This is a genomic window from Xenorhabdus griffiniae, from assembly GCF_001028135.1.
Classification (GTDB): domain Bacteria; phylum Pseudomonadota; class Gammaproteobacteria; order Enterobacterales; family Enterobacteriaceae; genus Xenorhabdus; species Xenorhabdus bakwenae.
Genome location: NZ_LDNM01000082.1, coordinates 40,489 through 61,783 on the forward strand (window position 1 = coordinate 40,489; position 21,295 = coordinate 61,783).

Consider the following 21,295-nt stretch of genomic DNA (forward strand, 5'->3'; position numbering starts at 1 on the left):
TATCTTCTTTTCAGATGGCGAAAATCACGGCGTTATGTTGCGATATATAAAATAAAACCTCTTTTTATATTGCGATAGATTTGCAAGATATCAACTAATTTTTATCTTGTACTTTTACTTAAGCGCAAAACCCTTTGAAATATTTAGGGTATTTTATATACCGACACACACCATGCAATTGTCTGTTTTAACAGTTGTAAACAAAATCTTCCATCTGCATGACGAAAAGCCCACACTCTACCTGATAAAAAACGATGCGCAACAACTTATTTCTTGAAGGAGCACAATAAATGAAAACTGAAACCCTGCCTATTAAGCGAGAGCAGTTACTGAAAAAAGTAAATAAAATCATTAAGAAACACGAAGATTTTATACACGGTATGTACGCAGAGCGCGTAGAACAAAGAGGTGGAACATCATCCCTGACTGGTTAATAAATATGCGGGTAATAAAGGATAGATAACTCTCTTCTATTTATCTTACCCGCATATTATCTGCGGTAGTTTTCGATAACTGATTTTTCCGTTACAACAAAGGTTTTTCTCCCCTTTGCCACCAACGCATAAACAATTTGTCAACGTTCTCCATCGCGCTCCCCATAAAACGGTCTATGGCACGTTTGCGGCGATAATAATTGACGCCGATTACTTCACAATGTTCAATTTTTTCAATCAGAAAATCATCACTGACACCCACATCATCAATCAACCCACTCTCTTTTGCTTGTGTACCGTACCAATACTCACCAGTGGCTACGTTTTCCACATCCAGAGAGGGACGGTATTGATGGATAAATGATTTAAATAACTTATGCGTTTCGTTCAAATCTTCCTGAAATTTCTTGCGTCCCTGTTCAGTATTCTCTCCCAAAACAGTCAGGGTACGTTTATATTCACCAGCAGTATGCAATTCAACATCAATATCATTTTTCTTCAATAACCTATGAATATTGGGTAATTGAGCCACAACACCAATGGAACCGATAATGGCAAACGGTGCAGCAATAATGCGATCAGCCACACAAGCCATCATGTATCCACCACTTGCTGCTACTTTATCTACGGCAATTGTCAGGCGTATCCCTTTTTGCCGCAAACGAACCAATTGAGATGCTGCCAGTCCATATCCATGAACCACACCACCAGGACTTTCCAGTCGCAGCAAAACTTCATCTTTTTTATCAGCCACAGCCAATACCGCACTGATCTCTTCGCGGAGTGACTCCACCTCACGGGCATCCATACTGCCGTTAAAGTCCAAAACATAAAGATTCGGCTTCTGTATACCTTTCTGACCCGTTTTGGCTTCTGCTTTTTTCTGTTTAGCGTCACTTTTTTGTTGTTTTTTTAATGCTTTTTGCCAAATTTTTTGTTCTGCCTCACTCATTCGAGCCTGCTGCATCTGATGCTGCCTTTCCTGATATGCCTTACCAAGATTGGTCAGCTTTAATTCCCCTTTGTGCATTGTCTTACGTACACCTAATCCGATACAAACAACCGTCAGAATGGTGATTGCTAAAACCACCGTGAGCACTTTGGCTAAGAACAATCCGTATAGAGACAAATATTCCACAGATCCACCTTTATTAATTTATAATGAACAATAATATGTTTCATTCTAACTAAAAACCGAACGCCTTGCCCTAACAGTTTGCTTAACCCTATCTCAATTGAAATGACGCTCTTTTACCCATTTTTCACTCAATGCTGGCAAATTTGACGGGAACCTTAAGTTTTGTTCTGATGATGATCTGCCATCCTGAAATGGCGGGTCATAGATCCACAAGCAATATAGGAAGATTGTTCGATGTTTAATTACCAACCAAATAGTCATCTACTGCAACAAAAAATTATTCTAGTAACCGGTGCTGGCGATGGCATCGGACGTGAAGCCGCACTGACCTATGCCCGCCACGGTGCGCAGGTTATTTTACTGGGACGTACTACCGCAAAACTGGACGCAGTCAGGCAGCAAATTGCAAATGATGGTGGTTTACCAGCTGACATGTATACGATGGATCTGCTGACCGTGACCGCAGAAGAATGCCAAATTTTCGCCAATGATCTGGCACAGCGCTATTCACGTTTGGATGGCGTCTTGCACAACGCGGGGCTTCTTGGTGCTGTTTCTCCTATCTCAGAACAGCCTGTTCAGCTTTGGCATGAAGTGATGCAAGTGAATGTCAACGCCACTTTTATGCTGACTCAGGCATTGCTCCCTCTGTTATTACAATCCACCAGCGCTTCTTTGGTGTTCACCAGCTCCAGTGTCGGCCGTGAGGGCAGACGTGGTTGGGGGGCCTATGCTGTTTCCAAATTTGCTACAGAAGGCCTAATGCAAGTTTTGGCACAAGAATATCGGGATACTTCCCTGCGTATCAACTGCATCAATCCCGGAGGAACACGTACCAACATGCGAGCAAATGCTTTTCCTGATGAAAATTCCGCTAAGTTAAAAACACCAGCGGATATTATGCCCGTCTATCTTTATGTAATGGGAGATGACAGCCGAAATGATTCCGGCATCAGTTTTGATGCTCAACCCGGACGTAAAGCGGGACCTGCCGAATAATGACCAGAAATAACAGCCAGTACCAGAAAAGGCAACAACGCCTGAAAGAAAAAATCGATGCCCGCATTGAAGCAGCACAACAAGAACGAGGGATTGTCATTGTGTTCACTGGAAACGGTAAAGGAAAAACGACCGCAGCACTTGGCACAGTGACTCGTGCAATCGGACACGGCCAACGTGCTGGTGTTATCCAATTTATCAAAGGAACATGGGAAAGCGGCGAAAGGAACTTGCTGATACAGCAAGGTGTTGAATTTCATGTGATGGCAACAGGTTTCACCTGGGAGACTCAAAATCGCGAATCAGACACAGCAGCCTGCCAAATAGCCTGGCAACATGCTGTGGCAATGCTATCTGATCCTTCATTACACCTTGTCGTGCTGGATGAATTAACCTATATGGTCAGTTATGGTTACTTAGAACTCACTGATGTTCTGGCTGCCCTTAAACAGCGTCCGGCTCATCAAAGTGTGATTATCACTGGCAGAGGATGTCATCGAGAATTACTGGAATATGCCGATACGATTACGGAAATGCGTCCGGCAAAACATGCGTTTAATGCCGGAATCAAGGCACAAAAAGGCATTGATTGGTAAATGAATCCGCTGTTTCATATCTCGTTTAGATAAATGTTGATATAAGCTGAAACAGCGGCTTAAGCGTATTAACGACCTTTAGATGTCGTCGTCTTCCCTGCATTCTGACGAGAGCTGCTTGCAGGACGTTTCCCTGCCGGACGGGATGCAACCTGAGTATGTCGTCTTACCGCACGGCGGATCTGATTAGCCTTAACGCGACGTTGATCACGTCCAACTGCGACTTTGGTCATAATCTCTTCATCCAAATCAACCAACTGGCGTAAATAGTTAGTCTGTTCCAACCCCAATTCAGTCCAGCCACCACGTGGCAAACCTTTCGGCAGATTGATATCGCCATAACGCACACGGATCAGGCGGCTAACTTGCACACCAACGGCTTCCCATAAGCGTCTGACTTCGCGATTACGACCTTCTGTCAGAGTGACGTTATACCATTGGTTGATACCTTCTCCGCCTTTAAACGCAATGGTCTTAAATGAAGCCGGGCCATCTTCCAGTTGTACACCTTGTGTCAATTGACGGAGGTTTGCGCTATCTACTTCACCGAACACACGAACTGCATATTCACGCTCAACTTCGCAGCTTGGGTGCATTAAACGGTTAGCCAATTCCCCATCGGTAGTAAACAACAACAACCCGCTGGTATTGATATCCAAACGCCCTACCGCAATCCAGCGTGCGCCCTGCATTTTTGGCAGACGATCAAACACCGTCGGACGACCTTCAGGATCATGGCGAGTACACAATTCCCCTTCCGGTTTATAATAAGCTAAAACACGGCAAACTGTTTTCTGTGGCTCTTTGATATTTAAGATCCGTCCGTCCAGACGAATTTTTACTGAGGGCTTAATTTCAATTCGATCACCCAACGTTGCGATCTTACCATCAATGCTAATGCGACCTTGTTGGATATACCCCTCGATTTCGCGACGGGAACCATGACCAGAACGGGCAAGAACTTTTTGTAACTTTTCTGTTTTATCGCTCATTGAGCAACCTCTATTGTCGCCTTCACAGGCGTCGTGATACTAAATAAAAATTGAATCGTATACTTTAAAAAAACGTACACTTTATAAAAAAGGGATTACATCACCTTCGCCTTCACGAAGAATGACTGGTGAATCCCCAGTTAAATCCACTACCGTCGTCGGTTGCTGCCCAAGATAACCACCGTGAATGATTAAATCAACTTGTTTACCCAAAGTATCCTTAATCTCTTCAGGATCAGATTCAGCAAAATCATTTCCAGGCAAAATCAAGCTACATGACATCAGTGGTTCACGCATCTTTTCCAGCAGTGCTAACGCAATAGGATTAGAAGGAACGCGCAGGCCAATAGTCTTACGTTTTTCGTTCATCAAGCGGCGCGGTACTTCTTTTGTCGCCTGTAAAATAAAAGTGTAATTGCCTGGCGTGTTATTTTTGATCAACCTGAACGCCTGATTATCTACATGGGCATAAGTGGCAATTTCAGACAAATCACGACACATCAACGTAAAATTGTGGCGTCCTTCCAATTGGCGGATACGGCATATACGGGTCATAGCCTCTTTATTTTCAAGGCAACAACCCATGGCATAACCTGAATCAGTCGGATAGATGACAACTCCGCCCTTTTTCAGTACATCCACACTTTGGTCAATAAGACGGACTTGTGGATTGTCAGGGTGGATATAAAAAAACTGGCTCATACAAATAACCTCTATACTTCTATGCAGCCCCACGCCGTGACCAGTCGTGCCATATCGGTACAACATCACCGGGTAACCACAAATTGCGCCCAAGTTCTATCCATGAACAAGGTTGGTGAAAATCCGATCCTAATGATACTTTCAACCCATATTCTCTTGCCAGTTGACCAAGTTGCTGTCTTTCATTAGGGGCTTGCTGGCACTGGGCAACTTCCATTGCATCACCACCATGTTGTTTAAACCAAACTATTAACCGTTTTAGCCACTTCGTCGACAAATTATACCTACCGGGATGAGCAATTATAGCTTGTCCCCCTGCCTGGTGAATGGTTTCAATAGCTTGCTCAATTGTACACCATTGCGGTGGGACATAACCGATTTTTCCCTTTACCAGATATTTTTTGAACACTTTCGGGATAGTCGGTACAACTCCCGCCTCGACCAAATAACGGGCAAAATGACCTCGAGTGACTTGTCCACCATTGGCTAATCTGGATGCCCCTTCCCAGGCATCAGCAATACCTGCTTTGGCCAACCGTTGCCCCATTTCAATACCCCGCTGTTGCCTTAAATCAACCTGATGCGCTAATAACTTCCTTAAGGAAATAGCGTTGATATCAATATGTAAGCCAACGATATGAATTTCCAGATTTTGCCATAATGTCGAAATTTCAACGCCGGGTATCAAAGTTAATGGCAAATTATTTTGCTGAATATGGTTTAAAGCAGACGGAATACCCTCCGTCGTATCATGATCGGTGATGGCCAGTACATCAATCCCCATAGCAATGGCTCTGTCCACGAGCTGCTCAGGTGATAAAACGCCATCTGAAGCGGTCGTATGGCTATGCAGATCATAGCGTTTTGTCATTTCACTGGCGGCTTCAGTCATTGTTTTTTTACCTGTTTTTCGGGTGGGGAAAAAGGCACTATCGATTAAGTGATATGCAGCGCTATCAAGCGCAAGGCGCTAATGATAACACAAGAGTAAAGTTCAAGAGGCGAGTTTGTTGAAACAATGATAATGAATGTGGTTTGCAAACATAAAAAATCATTGACAAGCAACCATCGAACTAGTTTACTAGTACATAGGTTAACTGAAACACTCTTTATTAAAAAAACTTAACTAAAAAACTATTGAACTGATGAGGCACTCGAAATGAGCGTATTTATGCAAACTAAGCAGTCAAAGCGTTGGTGGCACAACTTCCCAGTCAGGGCGGTTGGCTCGCGCACATAAGTTAAGAATAGATACGCAAGTGCCAAAACCCGCCCTAAGAGGCGGGTTTTTTATGAATAAAGATTAGAAACGGGGTATGAAGATGACAGGCAAAGAATTTAATATTTCTATAAATCAGGTAGATACCCTCTATCAGACAGATCCGACACTGCTTTTTCATCAACTTTGTAGTAATCGCCCAGCAACGTTATTGCTGGATTCGGCTGAAATTCACAGTAAAAAGAATCTCAAAAGCATCCTGATCATTGATAGTGCTATGCGCATTACAGCCAACGGGCGTCAAGTTACTTTTGAAGCACTCACTGAAAATGGCCAAAACCTGATCCCGATACTCGCTAATTTACTTTCAGACAAAGCCCAATTAGATGTAGAGCCACAGGTTATGCGAGTACGGTTTCCTGCTATTGAGCGCAATCTGGACGAAGATAGCCGGCTAAAATCCGATTCCGTTTTTGACGCATTACGTGCCCTGGCAGCATTAGCATCCTTCTCAGACGCTCCCGATGCCATTTTTGTTGGTGGATTGTTTGCTTACGATTTAGTCGCCGGGTTTGAACCATTGCCGACAGTAGAAGATCACCAGCGCTGCCCTGATTTCTGTTTTTATCTCGCAGAAGTGCTATTAGTGATCGATCATCAAGATAAACACTCACGTCTGCAAACTTCATTGTTTGGCGAATCCGATTCAGAAAGAAAACGCCTTAAAAAACGTTTAACAACCTTAGTTGCCGCCATTTCAGCCCCACTTCAGCCACTCTTACCTGTCACACTGCCCGGTATTACTGTTGGCTGCAACCAAAGTGATGAACAATACGCAAATATCGTGCGCCAACTACAGCAATTTATCCGCCAAGGGGATATTTTTCAGGTCGTTCCATCACGTCGTTTCACCTTGCCATGCCCTTCTCCTCTGAGCGCTTATCATGTTTTGAAAAAACAAAACCCAAGCCCTTATATGTTTTTTATGCAAGATCAGGATTTTTGCCTGTTTGGGGCTTCACCAGAAAGTGCGCTTAAATATGATGCCGACAACCGCCAGATCGAAATTTATCCGATAGCCGGTACTCGACCACGTGGACGCGATAACAACGGAGAATTGGATGCCGATCTTGATAGCCGAATTGAACTGGAAATGCGCACAGATGCTAAAGAAATGTCTGAGCATGTGATGTTAGTTGACTTGGCTCGCAACGATTTAGCCCGTATCTGCGAACCGGGCAGTCGATATGTCGCCGATTTAACCAAAGTCGATCGCTATTCATTTGTTATGCATCTGGTTTCTCGTGTTGTCGGCACACTCCGGCATGATTTAGATGTCTTCCATGCCTATCAAGCCTGCATGAATATGGGCACATTGACAGGGGCCCCTAAAGTTCGGGCGATGCAATTCATCGCAGAATATGAAGGTGAACGGCGTGGCAGTTATGGCGGAGCCGTCGGTTACTTCACGGGCAATGGGGATTTTGACACCTGCATAGTGATCCGTTCTGCCTACGTGGAAAACAATCAAGCGACCATTCAGGTTGGAGTCGGTGTGGTACTGGATTCCATTCCTCAGTCAGAAGTAGATGAAACGCACAGTAAAGCCAGAGCCGTTATTCGTGCAATTGCACAAGCGCATCATGTGGAGGTGACATTCTGATGGCTACTATTCTTTTACTTGATAATGCAGATTCCTTTACATATAACCTTGTGGATCAACTGCGTACTCATGGTCACCATGTCGTTATTTACCGCAATACCGTGTTAGCAGACATCATTATTACCAAACTTAATGAGATGGAATCTCCTCTTTTGATGTTATCCCCCGGTCCAGGGAACCCCTCAGAGGCAGGCTGTATGCCTGAATTGCTCAGGCAAGTAACAGGCCAGATCCCGATAATCGGAATTTGTCTTGGACATCAGGCGATTATTGAAGCTTACGGAGGAAAAGTCTCTGCTGCACAGGAAATTTTGCATGGCAAAGCCACATCAGCTATCCATGATGGGAAAAATATGTTTTCCGGCCTCCCAAATCCTTTGTCTGTCGCTCGTTACCATTCTCTTGCCGCTGTGCACACTCCGACAGCCCTGACTGTCTCTGCTTCATGCGGTGATATCGTGATGGCGGTGCGCCATGATGAGCACAAAGTTTGTGGTTTTCAGTTCCATCCCGAATCTATTTTGACTACACAAGGTGCCAAACTGCTTGAACAAACGCTAACCTGGGCATTGAGCTAACAATTAAAGGTCGTGAGTTTAAGGGTATCGAATTAAAGGCACTAAACTTAAAGGAATGGGAAGATGCAGTTGATTTTTGACAAATTATTCAGTGCGCAAGCACTGACACAACAAGAAAGCCAACAGCTATTCACTGCCATTATTCATGGCGAGTTGAGCGATACACAACTGGCTGCTGTATTAATTAGCCTGAAGTTGCGGGGCGAGCAGCCACAAGAAATTGCGGGCGCAGCCCGGGCGTTCCTGGCAAACGCAGCCCCCTTTCCACGCCCCGATTACACATTTTGTGATATCGTCGGCACAGGTGGAGATGGTTCCAATAGCATCAATATTTCAACAGCCAGCGCTTTTATTGCTGCTGCCTGTGGCCTTAAGGTAGCAAAACATGGAAATCGCAGTATTTCCAGTCGATCTGGCTCATCCGATTTATTAGCTGCATTCGGCATTGCATTGGATGCCCAGGCTGAAGAATCACGCAGAGCCTTAGATGATATTGGTGTCTGTTTCCTGTTCGCACCTCAATATCACCGTGGATTCCGTCATGCGGTGCAAGTTCGCCAGCAACTAAAAACCCGAACATTATTTAATGTGCTTGGCCCGTTGATCAATCCGGCGCACCCTCCTGTGTCTCTTATCGGAGTCTATACTCCTGAATTAGTTGAACCGATAGCCCATACCTTACATGCCTTGGGTTATCAACGCGCCGCCGTTGTACACAGTGGCGGAATGGATGAAGTTGCTTTACATGCCCCAACCTATGTTGCAGAACTCAGTCACGGTGAGATTAATCAATACCAGTTAACAGCAACCGATTTTGGCTTACCGGGCCATCCGATATCTTCACTGCAAGGTGGAACCCCAGAAGAGAATCGCGATATGCTGGCAATGTTACTGCAAGGCCAGGGACGAAAGGCCCATGCTGATGCGGTAGCCGCAAATGTGGCTCTTTTGATGAAAATTCACGGACATGAAAATCTGCGAGAAAACACGCAACTGGCCCTTAATACTATTTACAGCGGCCAGGCTTATGAAAAAGTAACGGCATTGGCAGCAAGGACTCGATCATGAAAACCAGCATATTACAGAAAATTGTTGATGATAAAGCGGCATATCTGATTACTCGTAAGGCAGAGCAACCGCTGGAGAGCTTTATTGAGGTTATCGTTCCAAGTCACCGTCGGTTTTATCAGGCGTTGACCCATCAGCAAACCGTTTTTATTTTGGAATGCAAAAAAGCCTCTCCGTCAAAAGGGATAATTCGTGAAAATTTCGATCCTGTTTACATTGCAAAAACTTATCAGCCTTATGCTGCTGCAATTTCTGTCCTGACTGATGAAAAATACTTTCAGGGCAGTTATGATTTTCTCGCCATGGTCAGTTCTGCTGTACATCAACCTGTTCTGTGCAAAGATTTTATTATTGATGCCTATCAGGTTTATCTTGCCCGTTATTATCAGGCTGACGCTATTTTACTTATGCTCTCCGTTCTTGATAATGATAAGTATCGTGAGCTGTCATCACTGGCACACAGTCTTGGGATGGGCATACTGACCGAAGTCAGTAATGAAGATGAAAAGCAACGCGCGATTATATTGGGGGCAAAAGTTATTGGTATCAATAATCGGGATCTGCGTGATTTGTCCATTGATTTAGGGCGTACCCGTAAATTGTCAGTTGATTTACCCAAAGACACGATCGTTATCAGTGAATCCGGTATCCACCAGCATCGTCAGGTGCGGGAATTGAGCCAGTTTGCCGATGGTTTTCTTATTGGTAGTTCTTTAATGGCACAACAAAATTTAGATCTCGCTTTACGCCGCCTGATTTTGGGTGACAACAAAATCTGTGGCCTGACTCGCCCACAGGATGCCAAAACCGCATTGCAAATGGGAGCCGTTTACGGTGGTTTAATTTTTGCCGAAAAATCACCGCGCAAAATCAGCCTGCAAAAAGCTCAACAAATCATCAATGAAGCCTCTCTTCTATATGTTGGCGTGTTTCAAAATCAATCCATTGATTTTGTCAATAATACCGCCCGTCAGCTTTCGCTCACCGCAGTTCAATTGCACGGAGATGAAGATGAAAACTACATTAACTCCCTACGCTCAGGGCTGCCTGAACATTGTGAAATTTGGAAAGCCATTAATATGTCTAAGGTTGAGGAAGTTTCCGCAATACCCCATGTTGAACACTTATTGTTGGATAACGGAGCAGGCGGAACAGGAAAACCATTTGACTGGCAGTTAATCAACCCATTCATTCAGCATAACAGTTTCCTGGCTGGTGGCCTGAACGCTGAAAACTGCCAACTGGCAGCAACATTTGGCTGTTATGGACTGGATTTTAACTCAGGAGTTGAAGTGTCTCCGGGTATCAAAAGCAGCCAGAAAATCAAACAGGTGTTTCAACAATTACGCTGTTATCACTAATTTTTCAGATAAAAATGGATGAGTAGAACAATGAGTAAATTGAATCCTTATTTTGGCGATTTTGGTGGGCAATTTGTGCCACAAATTTTGATCCCTGCACTTAACCAATTAGAAGAAGCCTTTATTGAAGCACAGAAAGATCCAGAGTTTCAGCGTACCTTTCAGGATCTCTTGAAAAACTACGCAGGCAGACCCACTGCCTTAACGCTGTGTCAAAACCTGACTAAAGGGACAAAAACACGTTTGTACCTGAAACGTGAAGATTTACTCCACGGCGGTGCTCACAAAACCAATCAGGTTTTAGGGCAAGCATTGTTGGCAAAACGCATGGGAAAGCATGAGATCATTGCTGAAACAGGCGCGGGTCAACATGGCGTCGCCACCGCCCTGACTTGTGCGCTATTGGGGCTGAAATGCCGTATTTATATGGGGGCAAAAGATATTGAACGCCAATCGCCCAATGTTTTTCGCATGCGTTTGATGGGTGCAGAAGTGATCCCTGTCCACAGCGGCTCGGCAACCTTGAAAGATGCTTGTAACGAAGCAATGCGTGACTGGTCGGGTTGCTATGAGAAAGCACATTACCTATTAGGCACTGCGGCTGGCCCTCACCCATATCCGACAATGGTACGAGAATTTCAACGTATGATTGGTGAAGAAGCCAAAGCTCAGATTCTGGAAAAAGAAGGCCGTTTACCTGATGCCGTTATCGCCTGCATTGGTGGTGGTTCAAATGCCATCGGTTTGTTTGCTGAATTTATTCCAGAAAATAATGTTCGCTTGATCGGTGTTGAACCTGCGGGGCATGGTATTGAAACCGGAGAGCATGGTGCCCCATTGAAACACGGAAGATTGGGAATTTACTTTGGCATGAAAGCGCCAATGATGCAGACAGCAGACGGGCAAATTGAAGAATCTTATTCCATTTCGGCGGGTTTAGATTTTCCTTCCGTCGGCCCACAGCATGCCTATTTAAACAGCATCGGTAGAGCCGATTATGTTTCAATTACTGATGATGAAGCCCTGGAGGCCTTTCAGGAACTCTCACGCAATGAAGGGATTATTCCTGCACTGGAATCCGCTCATGCGCTGGCTTATGCCTTGAAAATGATCCATGAATCTCCAGACAAGGAACAACTATTAATTGTCAATTTATCTGGTCGTGGTGACAAAGACATCTTTACCGTTCACGATATTTTAAAATCCAAGGGGGAAATCTGATGGGACGTTACGAACAACTTTTTAAGAAGTTACAACACCAAAATCAAGGCGCTTTTGTTCCTTTTGTCACCCTTGGTGATCCTAATCCTGAATTATCATTGGAAATTATTGATACCTTAATTTCAGGCGGTGCTGATGCGCTTGAATTGGGTATTCCGTTCTCAGATCCCCTGGCTGATGGCCCAACTATCCAAAATGCCAATCTGCGGGCGTTATCATCCAAGGTCACGCCCACACTATGTTTTGACCTGCTGGCTAAAATTCGCGCTAAACACCCTGATATACCCATTGGCCTGTTAGTTTACGCCAATCTCGCCTTTCACAATGGCATTGATGAATTTTATCGTCGCTGCAAAAGTGCAGGTGTTGACTCCGTACTTGTCGCTGATGTGCCATTACCCGAGTCATCGCCTTTCCGTTCAGCTGCCATAAAGCATGATATTGCCCCGATCTTTATTTGTCCCCCTAATGCAGATGATGATTTACTGCGTGAAGTTGCTTCATTTGGACGGGGATATACCTATCTGCTATCAAGAGCGGGAGTGACAGGCAGTGAAAATCGCGCTCAACAGCCATTTAATCATATTGTCAATAAGCTCAAAGAATATCACGCTGCCCCGGCTATACAAGGTTTTGGCATTTCAGAGCCAGAACAGGTTATGAGCGCTCTCAATGCCGGTGCTGCGGGTGCAATTTCAGGTTCAGCGATTGTCAAAATTATTGAAGATAACTTACATCAACCCAACATCATGCTGGAAAAGTTAACGGATTTTGTTCGTGCCATGAAAAACGCCACACAATTATAAGCACGCTACCAAAAAATGGGGCAATGACGCCCCATTGGTTCTTCTCTTATGTCAACGTCAAACACACGTAGCTTTAGTTAGAAACTATAACCAACACCGAACATAAAGACCCACGGATCAAGGCGGGTTTTATATTTTTTATCTACATCACCGACTTTGAATTTCACATCAGTTTCAATATTCATCCACCAAAGCGAAGTATTCAGCATCCAGTTTTTGTCCAGTTGATAATCCAGGCCAACCTGCCCAGCGATACCCCAAGAATCTTTCAGATCCAGGCTATTTAAATTAACGCCTTTTACCGTCTCATTATTAGTAAATTTTTCACTAAAGAATGTCGTGTAGTTAACACCAATTCCGACATAAGGACGAAATTCATTTTCTGAAGAACCAAAATAATATTGTGCCATTAGTGTTGGTGGTAAATGTTTAACTTCAGCAATTTCACCCGCGCCCGGCAAACTGACTTTATGCTGAAATGGTGTTGCTGCCAATAATTCAACACCAATATTATCAGTAATCATGTAACCAAAAGTTAACCCCAACTGAGTATTATTATTGACACCAAAAGATCCCAATCCTAATACATTATCAGAACCCGCATGCGGTCTTACCGTTGCTGTACCTGCACGGAACAGGAAGTCACCTGCTTCATGGGCAAAAGTCAATGACGGGGCTAACGTAGCAACAGCCAATACAAGCGCAGAAATCTTCTTCATTATCCATCCCATTTATGTGGTTTTAAAACAGTCAGAAATATACCCGTTTGTTTACTATTATGATCTAAGACAGATCACATCTTTTAAATATTTTTGGCTAAATAAGGTATTTACTGCTTTATTATTTCATTTACTGGATATTTAAAATTGATCCAAATCAAAATTTTCTGCATATTAATTTTAATGCCATCCATGATTTATATCTTAATATCAATTTTTAAATGAATAACAATAAAAAACAATAGAAATTATACATTAAAAAACCTTATTTAATATTCCAGCCCACCCTCAATTTATTAACACAAAGTTAATGAGTTGATCATTTTTATAAAATCGACAATAAGGAGCCTGGCAAACAAGATTTCGTGCCCCATCAGCCTCAAGATACAAGGAGTAAATCTTAGGTATCCAATAATCCCCCTAACAAGGTACAATTGTGCACTATTGTTGTTTTATTTGATAGGAGCCACTTTCATGCCCATCACGGCAAATACCCTGTATCGTGACAGCATCAACTTTTTAAAGAATCAACTGTTGAATATTGTCATCCTCTCTGTCCTGGCCGCGCTGGTGACAACACTGCTGGGGCATTTACTCATGCCGAATGATGAACAGCTCAATCTATTAGCCGAGTTGCAAAATATAGTCAGAGAGTCCGGCAATACAGGTATCCAACGTTTCGTGATGCAATTAACGCCAGATGAGCAATTCACGTTAATGCGCACAATGTTCGGGGTTTTATTTACCCACATATTTGGTAATACCCTACTAACGGCCAGTGTGCTGGTACTCATCGATGCTATCTCTCGCGGTCAGAAAACTAATGCCATTCATGCCAGTACATTATCAATAACGCAACTACCTAAGATGTTCTTGCTAATGCTGATTTGTACCCTGTTGGTCCAAATCGGCTACGCTTTAATGATCCTGCCGGGGCTACTGTTTTCTATTGCATTCTCACTGGCTCCAATTTTTTTGTTTGAAAAAAGCAAAAATGTTTTTGCAGCCATGCAAAATAGTTGGAAGTTGGCATTTGGTAATATGCGGTTGTTGATCCCAGCTATACTGTTATGGCTTGTCGCCAAGCTAATCCTGACTCTTGTGCTGACAAAAATGCCCGATATGTTGCTATCAACACTGGATAATTTCTTATCATCTCTGTTACTGATTTACCTATTTCGTTTGTATATGTTAGTCAAGCCACAAAATAAAACCATAAACGGTATTTAATAAAAAGCACTTAAAATAGTTCACCTCGCTGTAATACTAATGCAGCGGGGTGAACCGCAGTTTACTTTTCCTGTTTGTCCTCCACCTGCTGCTTACTTTGAAGTAAACGAATGGCAAAGTAGAGATCCGGCACAACTATTAAATCGTCATCGCTACGACTTAGTTTGTTCTGTTTAATCCAGCGATTTAGCTCTGTTCTGCGCCCTGCCAAAACCAATGTTACACCTTTCTCTTTTAATTCTGTGATTAACTCATCCAACACGGCAAAAACACTGACATCATCATAGGTAAAACTGACCGTCGCATCGACCACTAACCACACAGGATCATTTGCAGCACTTTTCACATGCAGTAATACCCGTTTTTTAAAATATCCAACATTAAAATAAGTGAGAGGAGAGTTAAAGCGGTACATCATAATGCCATCTATGGGTTTGATATCATTATGTTTATGGATAGAACGAACCATACCTTGGTCATTCACGCCCAGCAGCTGATCCGAAGGCCGAAAAACTATCCGCAAAAATTGCAATAATCCTAACAAAACAGCAAAACCGATACCATCGATCACCCCCACCAGCAAGACGGCAATTAACGTAAAAATTGACAGAGTAAAAGCCTGACGATTACGTTTTCGATAAGCCCAAAGATTTTTTAAACTCAATAAAGACCAAGTGGAAAAGATCAAAACAATACCCAGTGATGACAGAGGAATAGACACCAAAAATTCTGTCATAAACAGCAATACCAGCAAAATAGCACAAGCCGCTATCACCGAAACCATTTGCGTTTTACCACCAAGCGCATCATTGACCGCAGTACGGCTACCGGCAGCACTGACAGCAAAACCTTGTGATAATGACGAAGCAATATTGGCGATACCCAATGCCCTAAGTTCCAGATCTGCATCGACTTGGTAGCCATTTTTACTGGCAAAACTACGAGCAGTCATCATAAAACTGACGAAACTGATCACCGCTAAGTTAATGGAAGGAACAACTAAATCACGTATGATACCGGGTTCAAATTCGGGTACAGGAACAATAGGCAAACCGCTCCCCATACTACCCACAATCTGGATACCATATTGGCTGAGTTCAAATTGCCAACTGATATAAGTCGATACGATCATTGCTACCAGTGGCGCAGGCCAACTCGGACGGAGGAAATGCACACTAAGCAGTACCAGCAGCGTCATTACTGACACCCCTACCGTCGGCCAGTGAGATTCTAATAGTTTACGGGGAAGTGCAATTAATCGTTCAATCAATTCCACAGGCAACCCAGACAGCCCAAAAACTTTAGCCAGCTGATCCGCCATAATGGTAATCGCAACGCCGTTAATAAAGCCCTTCAAAATGGGATGAGATATAAAATCAGCGAAGGCACCCAATCGAAAATGGCTGGCCAAAATACACCAAAACCCTGTCATTAACGTCATAACTATGGCAAGTTGCCAGCGCACATGCTCATTTCCCAATGCCAGCGGTGTCACAGCAGCAGCAATAACCGCACAAGTTGCAGCATCTGGCCCAACAATCAACTGCCGCGAAGTGCCAAACAGTGCATACGCAAACATCGGTAAAATACAGGCATATAAACCAATAATGGCACTAATTCCCATTAATTCAGCATAAGCAATCGCAACAGGCAGCGCGACTGCGGCAACAGAGAGACCCGCCCGCATATCATGGCTGAAATACTCTCTACGGTAATGACAAATATTTCCCAAGCCCGGCATCCAACGATGTAATCTTCCCCACAACATGACCTTTATGCCCTTTTGTGAAAATGAAACCTAGTTATAGTGCGTTGCTAAATGGAAACTCACCCGTTTCCCCTCTCTCACACTTAGCTTGTCGCTCATTGTGATAAAATTAGCCAAACAGATGAAAAATGTTTTTTACCTGATAAATAAACCATTTCATTGAGATCTGGTACACTCTGGCACAAATTCAAAAACATGCCATCATTGACTTCACAATGGGTTCAATTTATGAAACAACTTTTAGACTTTTTGCCGCTAGTCGTTTTCTTTGTCGTCTACAAAATGTACGACATTTTCTATGCATCTGGTGCCTTAATTGCTGCAACAGGGTTAGTGGTTGTCATTACTTACCTCATTTATCGTCGCGTTGAGAAATCCTCCTTAATTACATTTGTTATGGTTGCTGTTTTCGGCACTCTGACACTGGCTTTCCACAGTGATTTATTTATTAAATGGAAAGTGACTGTCATTTATGCCATTTTTGCTCTGGGACTATTTATCAGCCAATGGGTGATGAAAAAGCCATTAATTCAACGCATGTTAGGCAAGGAGTTAGAATTACCTGATTTTGTCTGGAACAAACTGAATATGGCTTGGGCAATCTTCTTTATTGCCTGTGCATTAGCAAATATTTATGTCGCTTTCTGGCTACCTCAAGATGTTTGGGTAAACTTTAAAGTGTTCGGGTTAACGGCATTGACACTGGTCTTTACTGTATTGAGTGTGGTATATATCTACCGTCATCTGCCTCGCGAACAAAAATAATATAATAACCTTCATATGGATACCTGCCGATGCAGCGGCAGGTATTGTTGTATTCACCAAATAAAGCAAGTTTTCTAATGACACAACAACAATGCTTACCAAACGGAGAATTGGTTCTCCGTACACTGGCCATGCCTGCTGATACTAATGCCAATGGGGATATTTTCGGTGGCTGGCTGATGTCTCAAATGGATATTGGCGGCGCAATCCTGGCAAAAGAGATTGCTCTGGGACGCGTAGTAACTGTTAGCGTAAATGGCATCAGTTTTCTAAAACCGGTTGCGGTAGGTGACGTCGTATGCTGCTACGCCCGTTGTCTTAAAACGGGAAATTCATCTATTACCATTCATATTGAGGTGTGGGTGAAAAAAGTGGCTTCTGAGCCAGTCGGTCAGCGTTATCGTGCGACAGATGCTGTTTTCACCTATGTTGCCGTTGATGAAAATAACGCTTCCCGTCCTTTGCCTGAAGATAAAAGGCACTTTAAATTGGCAAGCAGTGATTCAGAGTCATAATTCATTTTGCTGATGAAGTCAGGGGATGCTTTGCATCCCCTGACCGGGTAAGAAACTTTGGTTAAGTCAGGATTGTGAAATACCCGTAGTTTTAAACTCGATAGTCGTTAGGTGCCCGGTAGCAGGTATTTTTTCATAACGCCATTTTCTCATCGCATTTTTCACTTCACGGTCAAAGACATTCTTCGGATTGGCAGAAATAATTTCGATATTTTTAACTCGACCATTTTCATCAATATCAAATTTTACTTTTACCGTCCCCTCTGTCCCCAACTGTTTTGCTCTGGATGGGTAAATGGGATCTGGCCTGTTTAGTGCTTTTGGTCCGCTTCGTGTACCCACGTTTTCATTAATGGTATGGTGCTCCGATTTTTGATTGTCCAGCCTTTTTGCCGTCTGAGGTTCCTGATCAGAAACAGGTTTCAGGGGTTGTTCTGAAGCTTTTTCTGTCTTTTTCTCTCTTGGCTTAATTTCTTTTTTGACAATTTTTTTCTCAGGCTTAGGTTTAGGCAGAGCAATTTTCGCAATAGGTTCTGGCTCTGGCTCCGGTTCAGGAATTGATTCAGGTATGGCAGGTTTAGAGACAGGCGCCTCTTCAGCCGCCAACTGGATCATGGCAACAGATATAGACGGGGCTTCTACCTGTTTTTCAGGTTTAATGGCATGGAAAAGCGCCGCCGCAATAGAAATGTGTAAACAAACAGAAAGTAGTATCGGCCAATGTATCCAACGCATAAGAGAATTCTTGTTTAACAGCATGATAGTCAGTTTTCAGATAGGTATTAGTTTAAATGCAAATGACTATCATATTCAATAAAGATTCAAAAACATCTCAGCATGACTTGTATTTTTCAGTCGGTAGTAAGGGGAAAACAACGCGTCAGATATGCATTATTATCTAGAACAGAGTTGATATCGACCGTGAACTCATTCGTCACGAGTCGTATCATGCATCAATTTAAGGTATTACTATAAAATCCACTCTATATTCCGGATAAATAGAATCGATCTATGACGCTTATAAGCATCTGCCTTACGCAGTGCATATATTCGTAAGTTACGACGTGACTGCCCTTCCGACCAGCGACGGCGGATACGAATACCTTGGCGGAGCATTCTCCAACGCCCGACTTCTCTTCTGCTATGTTTCATAAGCTATTCCAGGCTAATTTTCTCAGTGGGTAAATAACATTATTCTTAATCGTCACTATTCGCAATGTCAATCAATTGCCAATCTGGTTCGTGATTCTGCCATAATAGTATATTACCCAAAATTATCAGTTTAATAATTATGATAAACCATTCATGATTTTTTCGTATCAATCTGCATACAGTGCATGAAGCCAAAGTCAGTCGTTATAAGTGGCTAAATAGTAATGATATTCATTATACTTGGCGCTTTTTTGCTAAAATTACGGCTGTTTAATTAATAATTATTAGGTTGATAGTTTGCCAAAATTTCTAGAAACTTGCGGCAATGACTGCATAAGATACTTAAATAAATAGGATTGATTGCCACGTATGACAACTTTCTACTCTGTACTGAGCTGGCTGACGATTTTCTTCTACTGGCTGATTATTGCCGGTATCACTATTCGAGTTTTGATGAAACGTCGTCCTGTGACATCAGCAATGACGTGGTTACTCATTATTTACATTTTTCCTTTAGTTGGGATCATTGCTTACTTGTCATTCGGCGAATTACACCTTGGCAAACGCAGAGTTGAGCAAGCCAAACAAATGCGTTCATCTGTAGTCAAGTGGCTGGCCGAATTAAGAAATTCTCCACAAATTTTTGCCGATGAAAACAGTGAAGTTGCTACTCCGCTGTTTCAGCTGTGTGAGCGTCGACAAAATATCAAAGGTGTCAGAGGGAATAAAATGCAATTAATGACATCTTATGATAATTCGCTAAAAGCGATTGTTCATGATATTGAAAACGCCAAATACAATATCGAGATGGTGTTTTATATATGGCAATCGGGAGGGCTGGTTGATCAGGTCACTGATGCCCTGATGCGTGCAGCCAAACGCGGTGTTAAATGTCGAATCATGGTAGATTCGGCAGGAAGCTGGCAATTTTTCCGCAGCCCTTATCCTGATATTATGCGAAAGGCAGGTATTGAATTTATCGAGTCGCTACAAGTTAATCTTTTCCGTTTATTCTTGCGTCGTATGGACTTACGCCAGCATAGAAAAATTATTCTGATCGACAACCATATTTCATACACCGGTAGCATGAATATGGTTGACCCCCGTTTTTTTAAACAAGATGCCGGGTTCGGTCAATGGGTCGATATCATGGTGAGAATGGAAGGCCCAGTTACGACAACACTGGGGATCATTTATGCTTTTGACTGGGAAATGGAAACAGGAGAGCGTCATCTTCCCCCTCCTCCTGACAGTACTACCATGCCCTTCGAACAAGCCAGTGGTCATACCGCGCAAGTTATTGCTTCCGGGCCAGGGTTCCCTGATGAATTGATCCAACAATCCCTGATGACCGCTATTTTTGCTGCCCGCAAGCAACTTATTCTTACCACTCCCTATTTTGTTCCCAGCGATGATTTAATGCATGCAATTTGTACCGCAGCTATGCGTGGTGTTGAGGTCAGTATCATTGTACCAAGCCAAAACAACTCATTTCTTGTTCGCTGGGCCAGCCGTGCGTTTTTTTCAGAATTACTGGAAGCGGGTGTGAAAATTTATCAATTTGAAGATGGTTTATTACATACTAAAAGTGTGTTGGTCGATGGCCAGCTCAGTATGGTCGGTTCTGTCAATTTAGATATGCGCAGCTTATGGCTGAACTTTGAAATTACGGTGGTCATTGATGATGAACACTTTGGCAATGATTTAGCACTGGTTCAACAAGACTATATTATGCGTTCAGTACTACTTGCGAACAGTGAATGGGAAAAACGGCCTATGTGGCATCGTATTCTTGAACGTATCTGCTACTTTTTCAGCCCGCTTTTATAATTCATGACTGAAAACAGACAGAAAATAAATTGACCAGTCACTTTTTCAACATGAATATTTTCACCACGAATAACAGTATTCATTCAATACAGAACATGTTTTAATTTCATCTTGTAATTAATTTCGGATCTTGCATCATGGAAAATCAACCGACACACGCTATGCAATTAGACTTAAATAACCGAATGACTGAAGATGACGCGCTTGAAAAAGCTTACGACATCTTTTTGGAACAAGCGCTTTCTCACCTTGATCCGGCTGACAGCCTATTGTTTAATTTGCAATTTGAAGAACGGGGAGGAGTTGAATTATTGGAGCCTTCAAGAGTCTGGCTTGAACATGTTGATTTTGATTTGGATCCAGACTTTTTCTCAGAAGTCATTATTGGCCTGGCTGAATCAGACGATGCCGAAATTGATGACATCTTTGCCCGTATCTTGCTCTGCCGGGAAAAATCTTACCCCATCTGCCATATCCTATGGAAAAAATAATCAGACCGCCTTCATCAATACACTTCCCTGATCGGCAAAAATGCCCTC

Annotated in this window: 22 protein-coding genes and 1 other annotated feature; of the genes, 14 read left to right on the plus strand and 8 right to left on the minus strand. The window is 43.0% G+C overall.

What is annotated here, in order from left to right; genetic code table 11:
- Positions 1 to 290 precede the first annotated feature (290 nt).
- Entirely contained in the window at positions 291 to 434 is a 144-nt protein-coding gene (locus tag AAY47_RS20780) for a DUF2498 family protein (protein WP_083446712.1), read from the plus strand.
- A gap of 91 nt (positions 435 to 525) precedes the next feature.
- On the opposite strand, the gene sohB is transcribed toward AAY47_RS20780, so the two are convergent.
- On the minus strand, positions 526 to 1,572 hold the full coding sequence (sohB, locus tag AAY47_RS15075) for a protease SohB (RefSeq protein WP_047770955.1): 1,047 nt from the start codon (positions 1,570 to 1,572) through the stop codon (positions 526 to 528).
- A 234-nt stretch (positions 1,573 to 1,806) separates the two neighbouring features.
- On the opposite strand from sohB, the gene AAY47_RS15080 reads away from it, so the two are divergent.
- Together AAY47_RS15080 and cobO are read left to right on the plus strand one after the other, a co-directional pair.
- Positions 1,807 to 2,571, plus strand: coding sequence for a YciK family oxidoreductase (locus AAY47_RS15080; protein WP_047770956.1), 765 nt, complete (start codon positions 1,807 to 1,809; stop codon positions 2,569 to 2,571).
- A complete protein-coding gene (gene cobO / locus AAY47_RS15085) occupies positions 2,571 to 3,167 on the plus strand; it encodes a cob(I)yrinic acid a,c-diamide adenosyltransferase (RefSeq protein ID WP_047770957.1) in 597 nt (198 codons plus the stop codon). The genes AAY47_RS15080 and cobO overlap by 1 nt, the downstream gene beginning before the upstream one ends.
- A gap of 68 nt (positions 3,168 to 3,235) precedes the next feature.
- Here the strand turns inward: cobO and rluB are convergent, their stop codons facing one another.
- From rluB to rnm, 3 genes are all read right to left on the minus strand, one after another.
- Positions 3,236 to 4,159, minus strand: coding sequence for a 23S rRNA pseudouridine(2605) synthase RluB (gene rluB, locus AAY47_RS15090; RefSeq protein WP_047770958.1), 924 nt, complete (start codon positions 4,157 to 4,159; stop codon positions 3,236 to 3,238).
- A gap of 81 nt (positions 4,160 to 4,240) precedes the next feature.
- Positions 4,241 to 4,861, minus strand: a complete 621-nt coding sequence (locus tag AAY47_RS15095; protein ID WP_047770959.1) for an L-threonylcarbamoyladenylate synthase — start codon at positions 4,859 to 4,861, stop codon at positions 4,241 to 4,243.
- 19 nt (positions 4,862 to 4,880) lie between these two features.
- A complete protein-coding gene (rnm, locus tag AAY47_RS15100) occupies positions 4,881 to 5,753 on the minus strand; it encodes an RNase RNM (protein ID WP_047770960.1) in 873 nt (290 codons plus the stop codon).
- Between the two features lie 297 nt (positions 5,754 to 6,050).
- Positions 6,051 to 6,156, plus strand: a sequence feature (Trp leader region).
- Positions 6,157 to 6,183: 27 nt separating this feature from the next.
- Here rnm and AAY47_RS15105 point away from each other — a divergent pair.
- From AAY47_RS15105 to trpA, 6 genes are all read left to right on the plus strand, one after another.
- On the plus strand, positions 6,184 to 7,743 hold the full coding sequence (locus tag AAY47_RS15105; RefSeq protein ID WP_047770961.1) for an anthranilate synthase component 1: 1,560 nt from the start codon (positions 6,184 to 6,186) through the stop codon (positions 7,741 to 7,743).
- Complete coding sequence (locus AAY47_RS15110; protein ID WP_047770962.1) at positions 7,743 to 8,321, plus strand: glutamine amidotransferase-related protein; 579 nt, start codon at positions 7,743 to 7,745, stop codon at positions 8,319 to 8,321. Before AAY47_RS15105 ends, AAY47_RS15110 begins: the two co-directional genes overlap by 1 nt.
- 63 nt (positions 8,322 to 8,384) lie before the next feature.
- Positions 8,385 to 9,389 carry an anthranilate phosphoribosyltransferase gene (gene trpD / locus AAY47_RS15115; protein ID WP_047770963.1) on the plus strand — a complete coding sequence of 335 codons (1,005 nt, stop codon included), beginning with the start codon at positions 8,385 to 8,387 and terminating at the stop codon, positions 9,387 to 9,389.
- The gene (gene trpCF, locus AAY47_RS15120) at positions 9,386 to 10,750 is read left to right on the plus strand and encodes a bifunctional indole-3-glycerol-phosphate synthase TrpC/phosphoribosylanthranilate isomerase TrpF (RefSeq protein ID WP_047770964.1); all 1,365 of its coding nucleotides are present in this window, start codon (positions 9,386 to 9,388) and stop codon (positions 10,748 to 10,750) included. The genes trpD and trpCF overlap by 4 nt, the downstream gene beginning before the upstream one ends.
- Before the next feature lie 30 nt (positions 10,751 to 10,780).
- Positions 10,781 to 11,971: a tryptophan synthase subunit beta gene (gene trpB, locus AAY47_RS15125; RefSeq protein WP_047770965.1), complete on the plus strand. Its 1,191-nt coding sequence runs from the start codon at positions 10,781 to 10,783 to the stop codon at positions 11,969 to 11,971.
- Positions 11,971 to 12,777: a tryptophan synthase subunit alpha gene (gene trpA, locus AAY47_RS15130; RefSeq protein WP_047770966.1), complete on the plus strand. Its 807-nt coding sequence runs from the start codon at positions 11,971 to 11,973 to the stop codon at positions 12,775 to 12,777. The genes trpB and trpA overlap by 1 nt, the downstream gene beginning before the upstream one ends.
- A 77-nt stretch (positions 12,778 to 12,854) precedes the next feature.
- On the opposite strand, the gene ompW is transcribed toward trpA, so the two are convergent.
- Positions 12,855 to 13,496, minus strand: coding sequence for an outer membrane protein OmpW (gene ompW / locus AAY47_RS15135; protein WP_047770967.1), 642 nt, complete (start codon positions 13,494 to 13,496; stop codon positions 12,855 to 12,857).
- 474 nt (positions 13,497 to 13,970) lie between these two features.
- On the opposite strand from ompW, the gene AAY47_RS15140 reads away from it, so the two are divergent.
- Positions 13,971 to 14,726 (plus strand): YciC family protein, encoded by a 756-nt coding sequence (locus tag AAY47_RS15140; protein ID WP_047770968.1) that lies wholly within the window; start codon positions 13,971 to 13,973, stop codon positions 14,724 to 14,726.
- A gap of 61 nt (positions 14,727 to 14,787) precedes the next feature.
- On the opposite strand, the gene AAY47_RS15145 is transcribed toward AAY47_RS15140, so the two are convergent.
- Entirely contained in the window at positions 14,788 to 16,494 is a 1,707-nt protein-coding gene (locus AAY47_RS15145; protein WP_047770969.1) for a SulP family inorganic anion transporter, read from the minus strand.
- A gap of 228 nt (positions 16,495 to 16,722) precedes the next feature.
- Here AAY47_RS15145 and AAY47_RS15150 point away from each other — a divergent pair, with 228 nt between their 5' ends.
- Complete coding sequence (locus tag AAY47_RS15150; protein ID WP_047770970.1) at positions 16,723 to 17,259, plus strand: septation protein A; 537 nt, start codon at positions 16,723 to 16,725, stop codon at positions 17,257 to 17,259.
- 77 nt (positions 17,260 to 17,336) lie between these two features.
- A complete protein-coding gene (gene yciA, locus AAY47_RS15155) occupies positions 17,337 to 17,774 on the plus strand; it encodes an acyl-CoA thioester hydrolase YciA (protein ID WP_047770992.1) in 438 nt (145 codons plus the stop codon).
- A gap of 66 nt (positions 17,775 to 17,840) precedes the next feature.
- Here yciA and tonB read toward each other — a convergent pair whose 3' ends face one another.
- Both tonB and AAY47_RS20785 read right to left on the minus strand, forming a co-directional pair.
- Positions 17,841 to 18,509: a TonB system transport protein TonB gene (gene tonB / locus AAY47_RS15160; protein WP_235428369.1), complete on the minus strand. Its 669-nt coding sequence runs from the start codon at positions 18,507 to 18,509 to the stop codon at positions 17,841 to 17,843.
- A 234-nt stretch (positions 18,510 to 18,743) separates the two neighbouring features.
- Positions 18,744 to 18,926, minus strand: a complete 183-nt coding sequence (locus AAY47_RS20785; RefSeq protein ID WP_072059806.1) for a YciY family protein — start codon at positions 18,924 to 18,926, stop codon at positions 18,744 to 18,746.
- A 369-nt stretch (positions 18,927 to 19,295) separates the two neighbouring features.
- Between AAY47_RS20785 and cls the strand changes: the two genes are divergently transcribed.
- Positions 19,296 to 20,756 (plus strand): cardiolipin synthase, encoded by a 1,461-nt coding sequence (gene cls / locus AAY47_RS15165; protein WP_047770972.1) that lies wholly within the window; start codon positions 19,296 to 19,298, stop codon positions 20,754 to 20,756.
- A gap of 161 nt (positions 20,757 to 20,917) precedes the next feature.
- Positions 20,918 to 21,247: an HI1450 family dsDNA-mimic protein gene (locus AAY47_RS15170; protein ID WP_047770993.1), complete on the plus strand. Its 330-nt coding sequence runs from the start codon at positions 20,918 to 20,920 to the stop codon at positions 21,245 to 21,247.
- Positions 21,248 to 21,295: the final 48 nt, after the last annotated feature.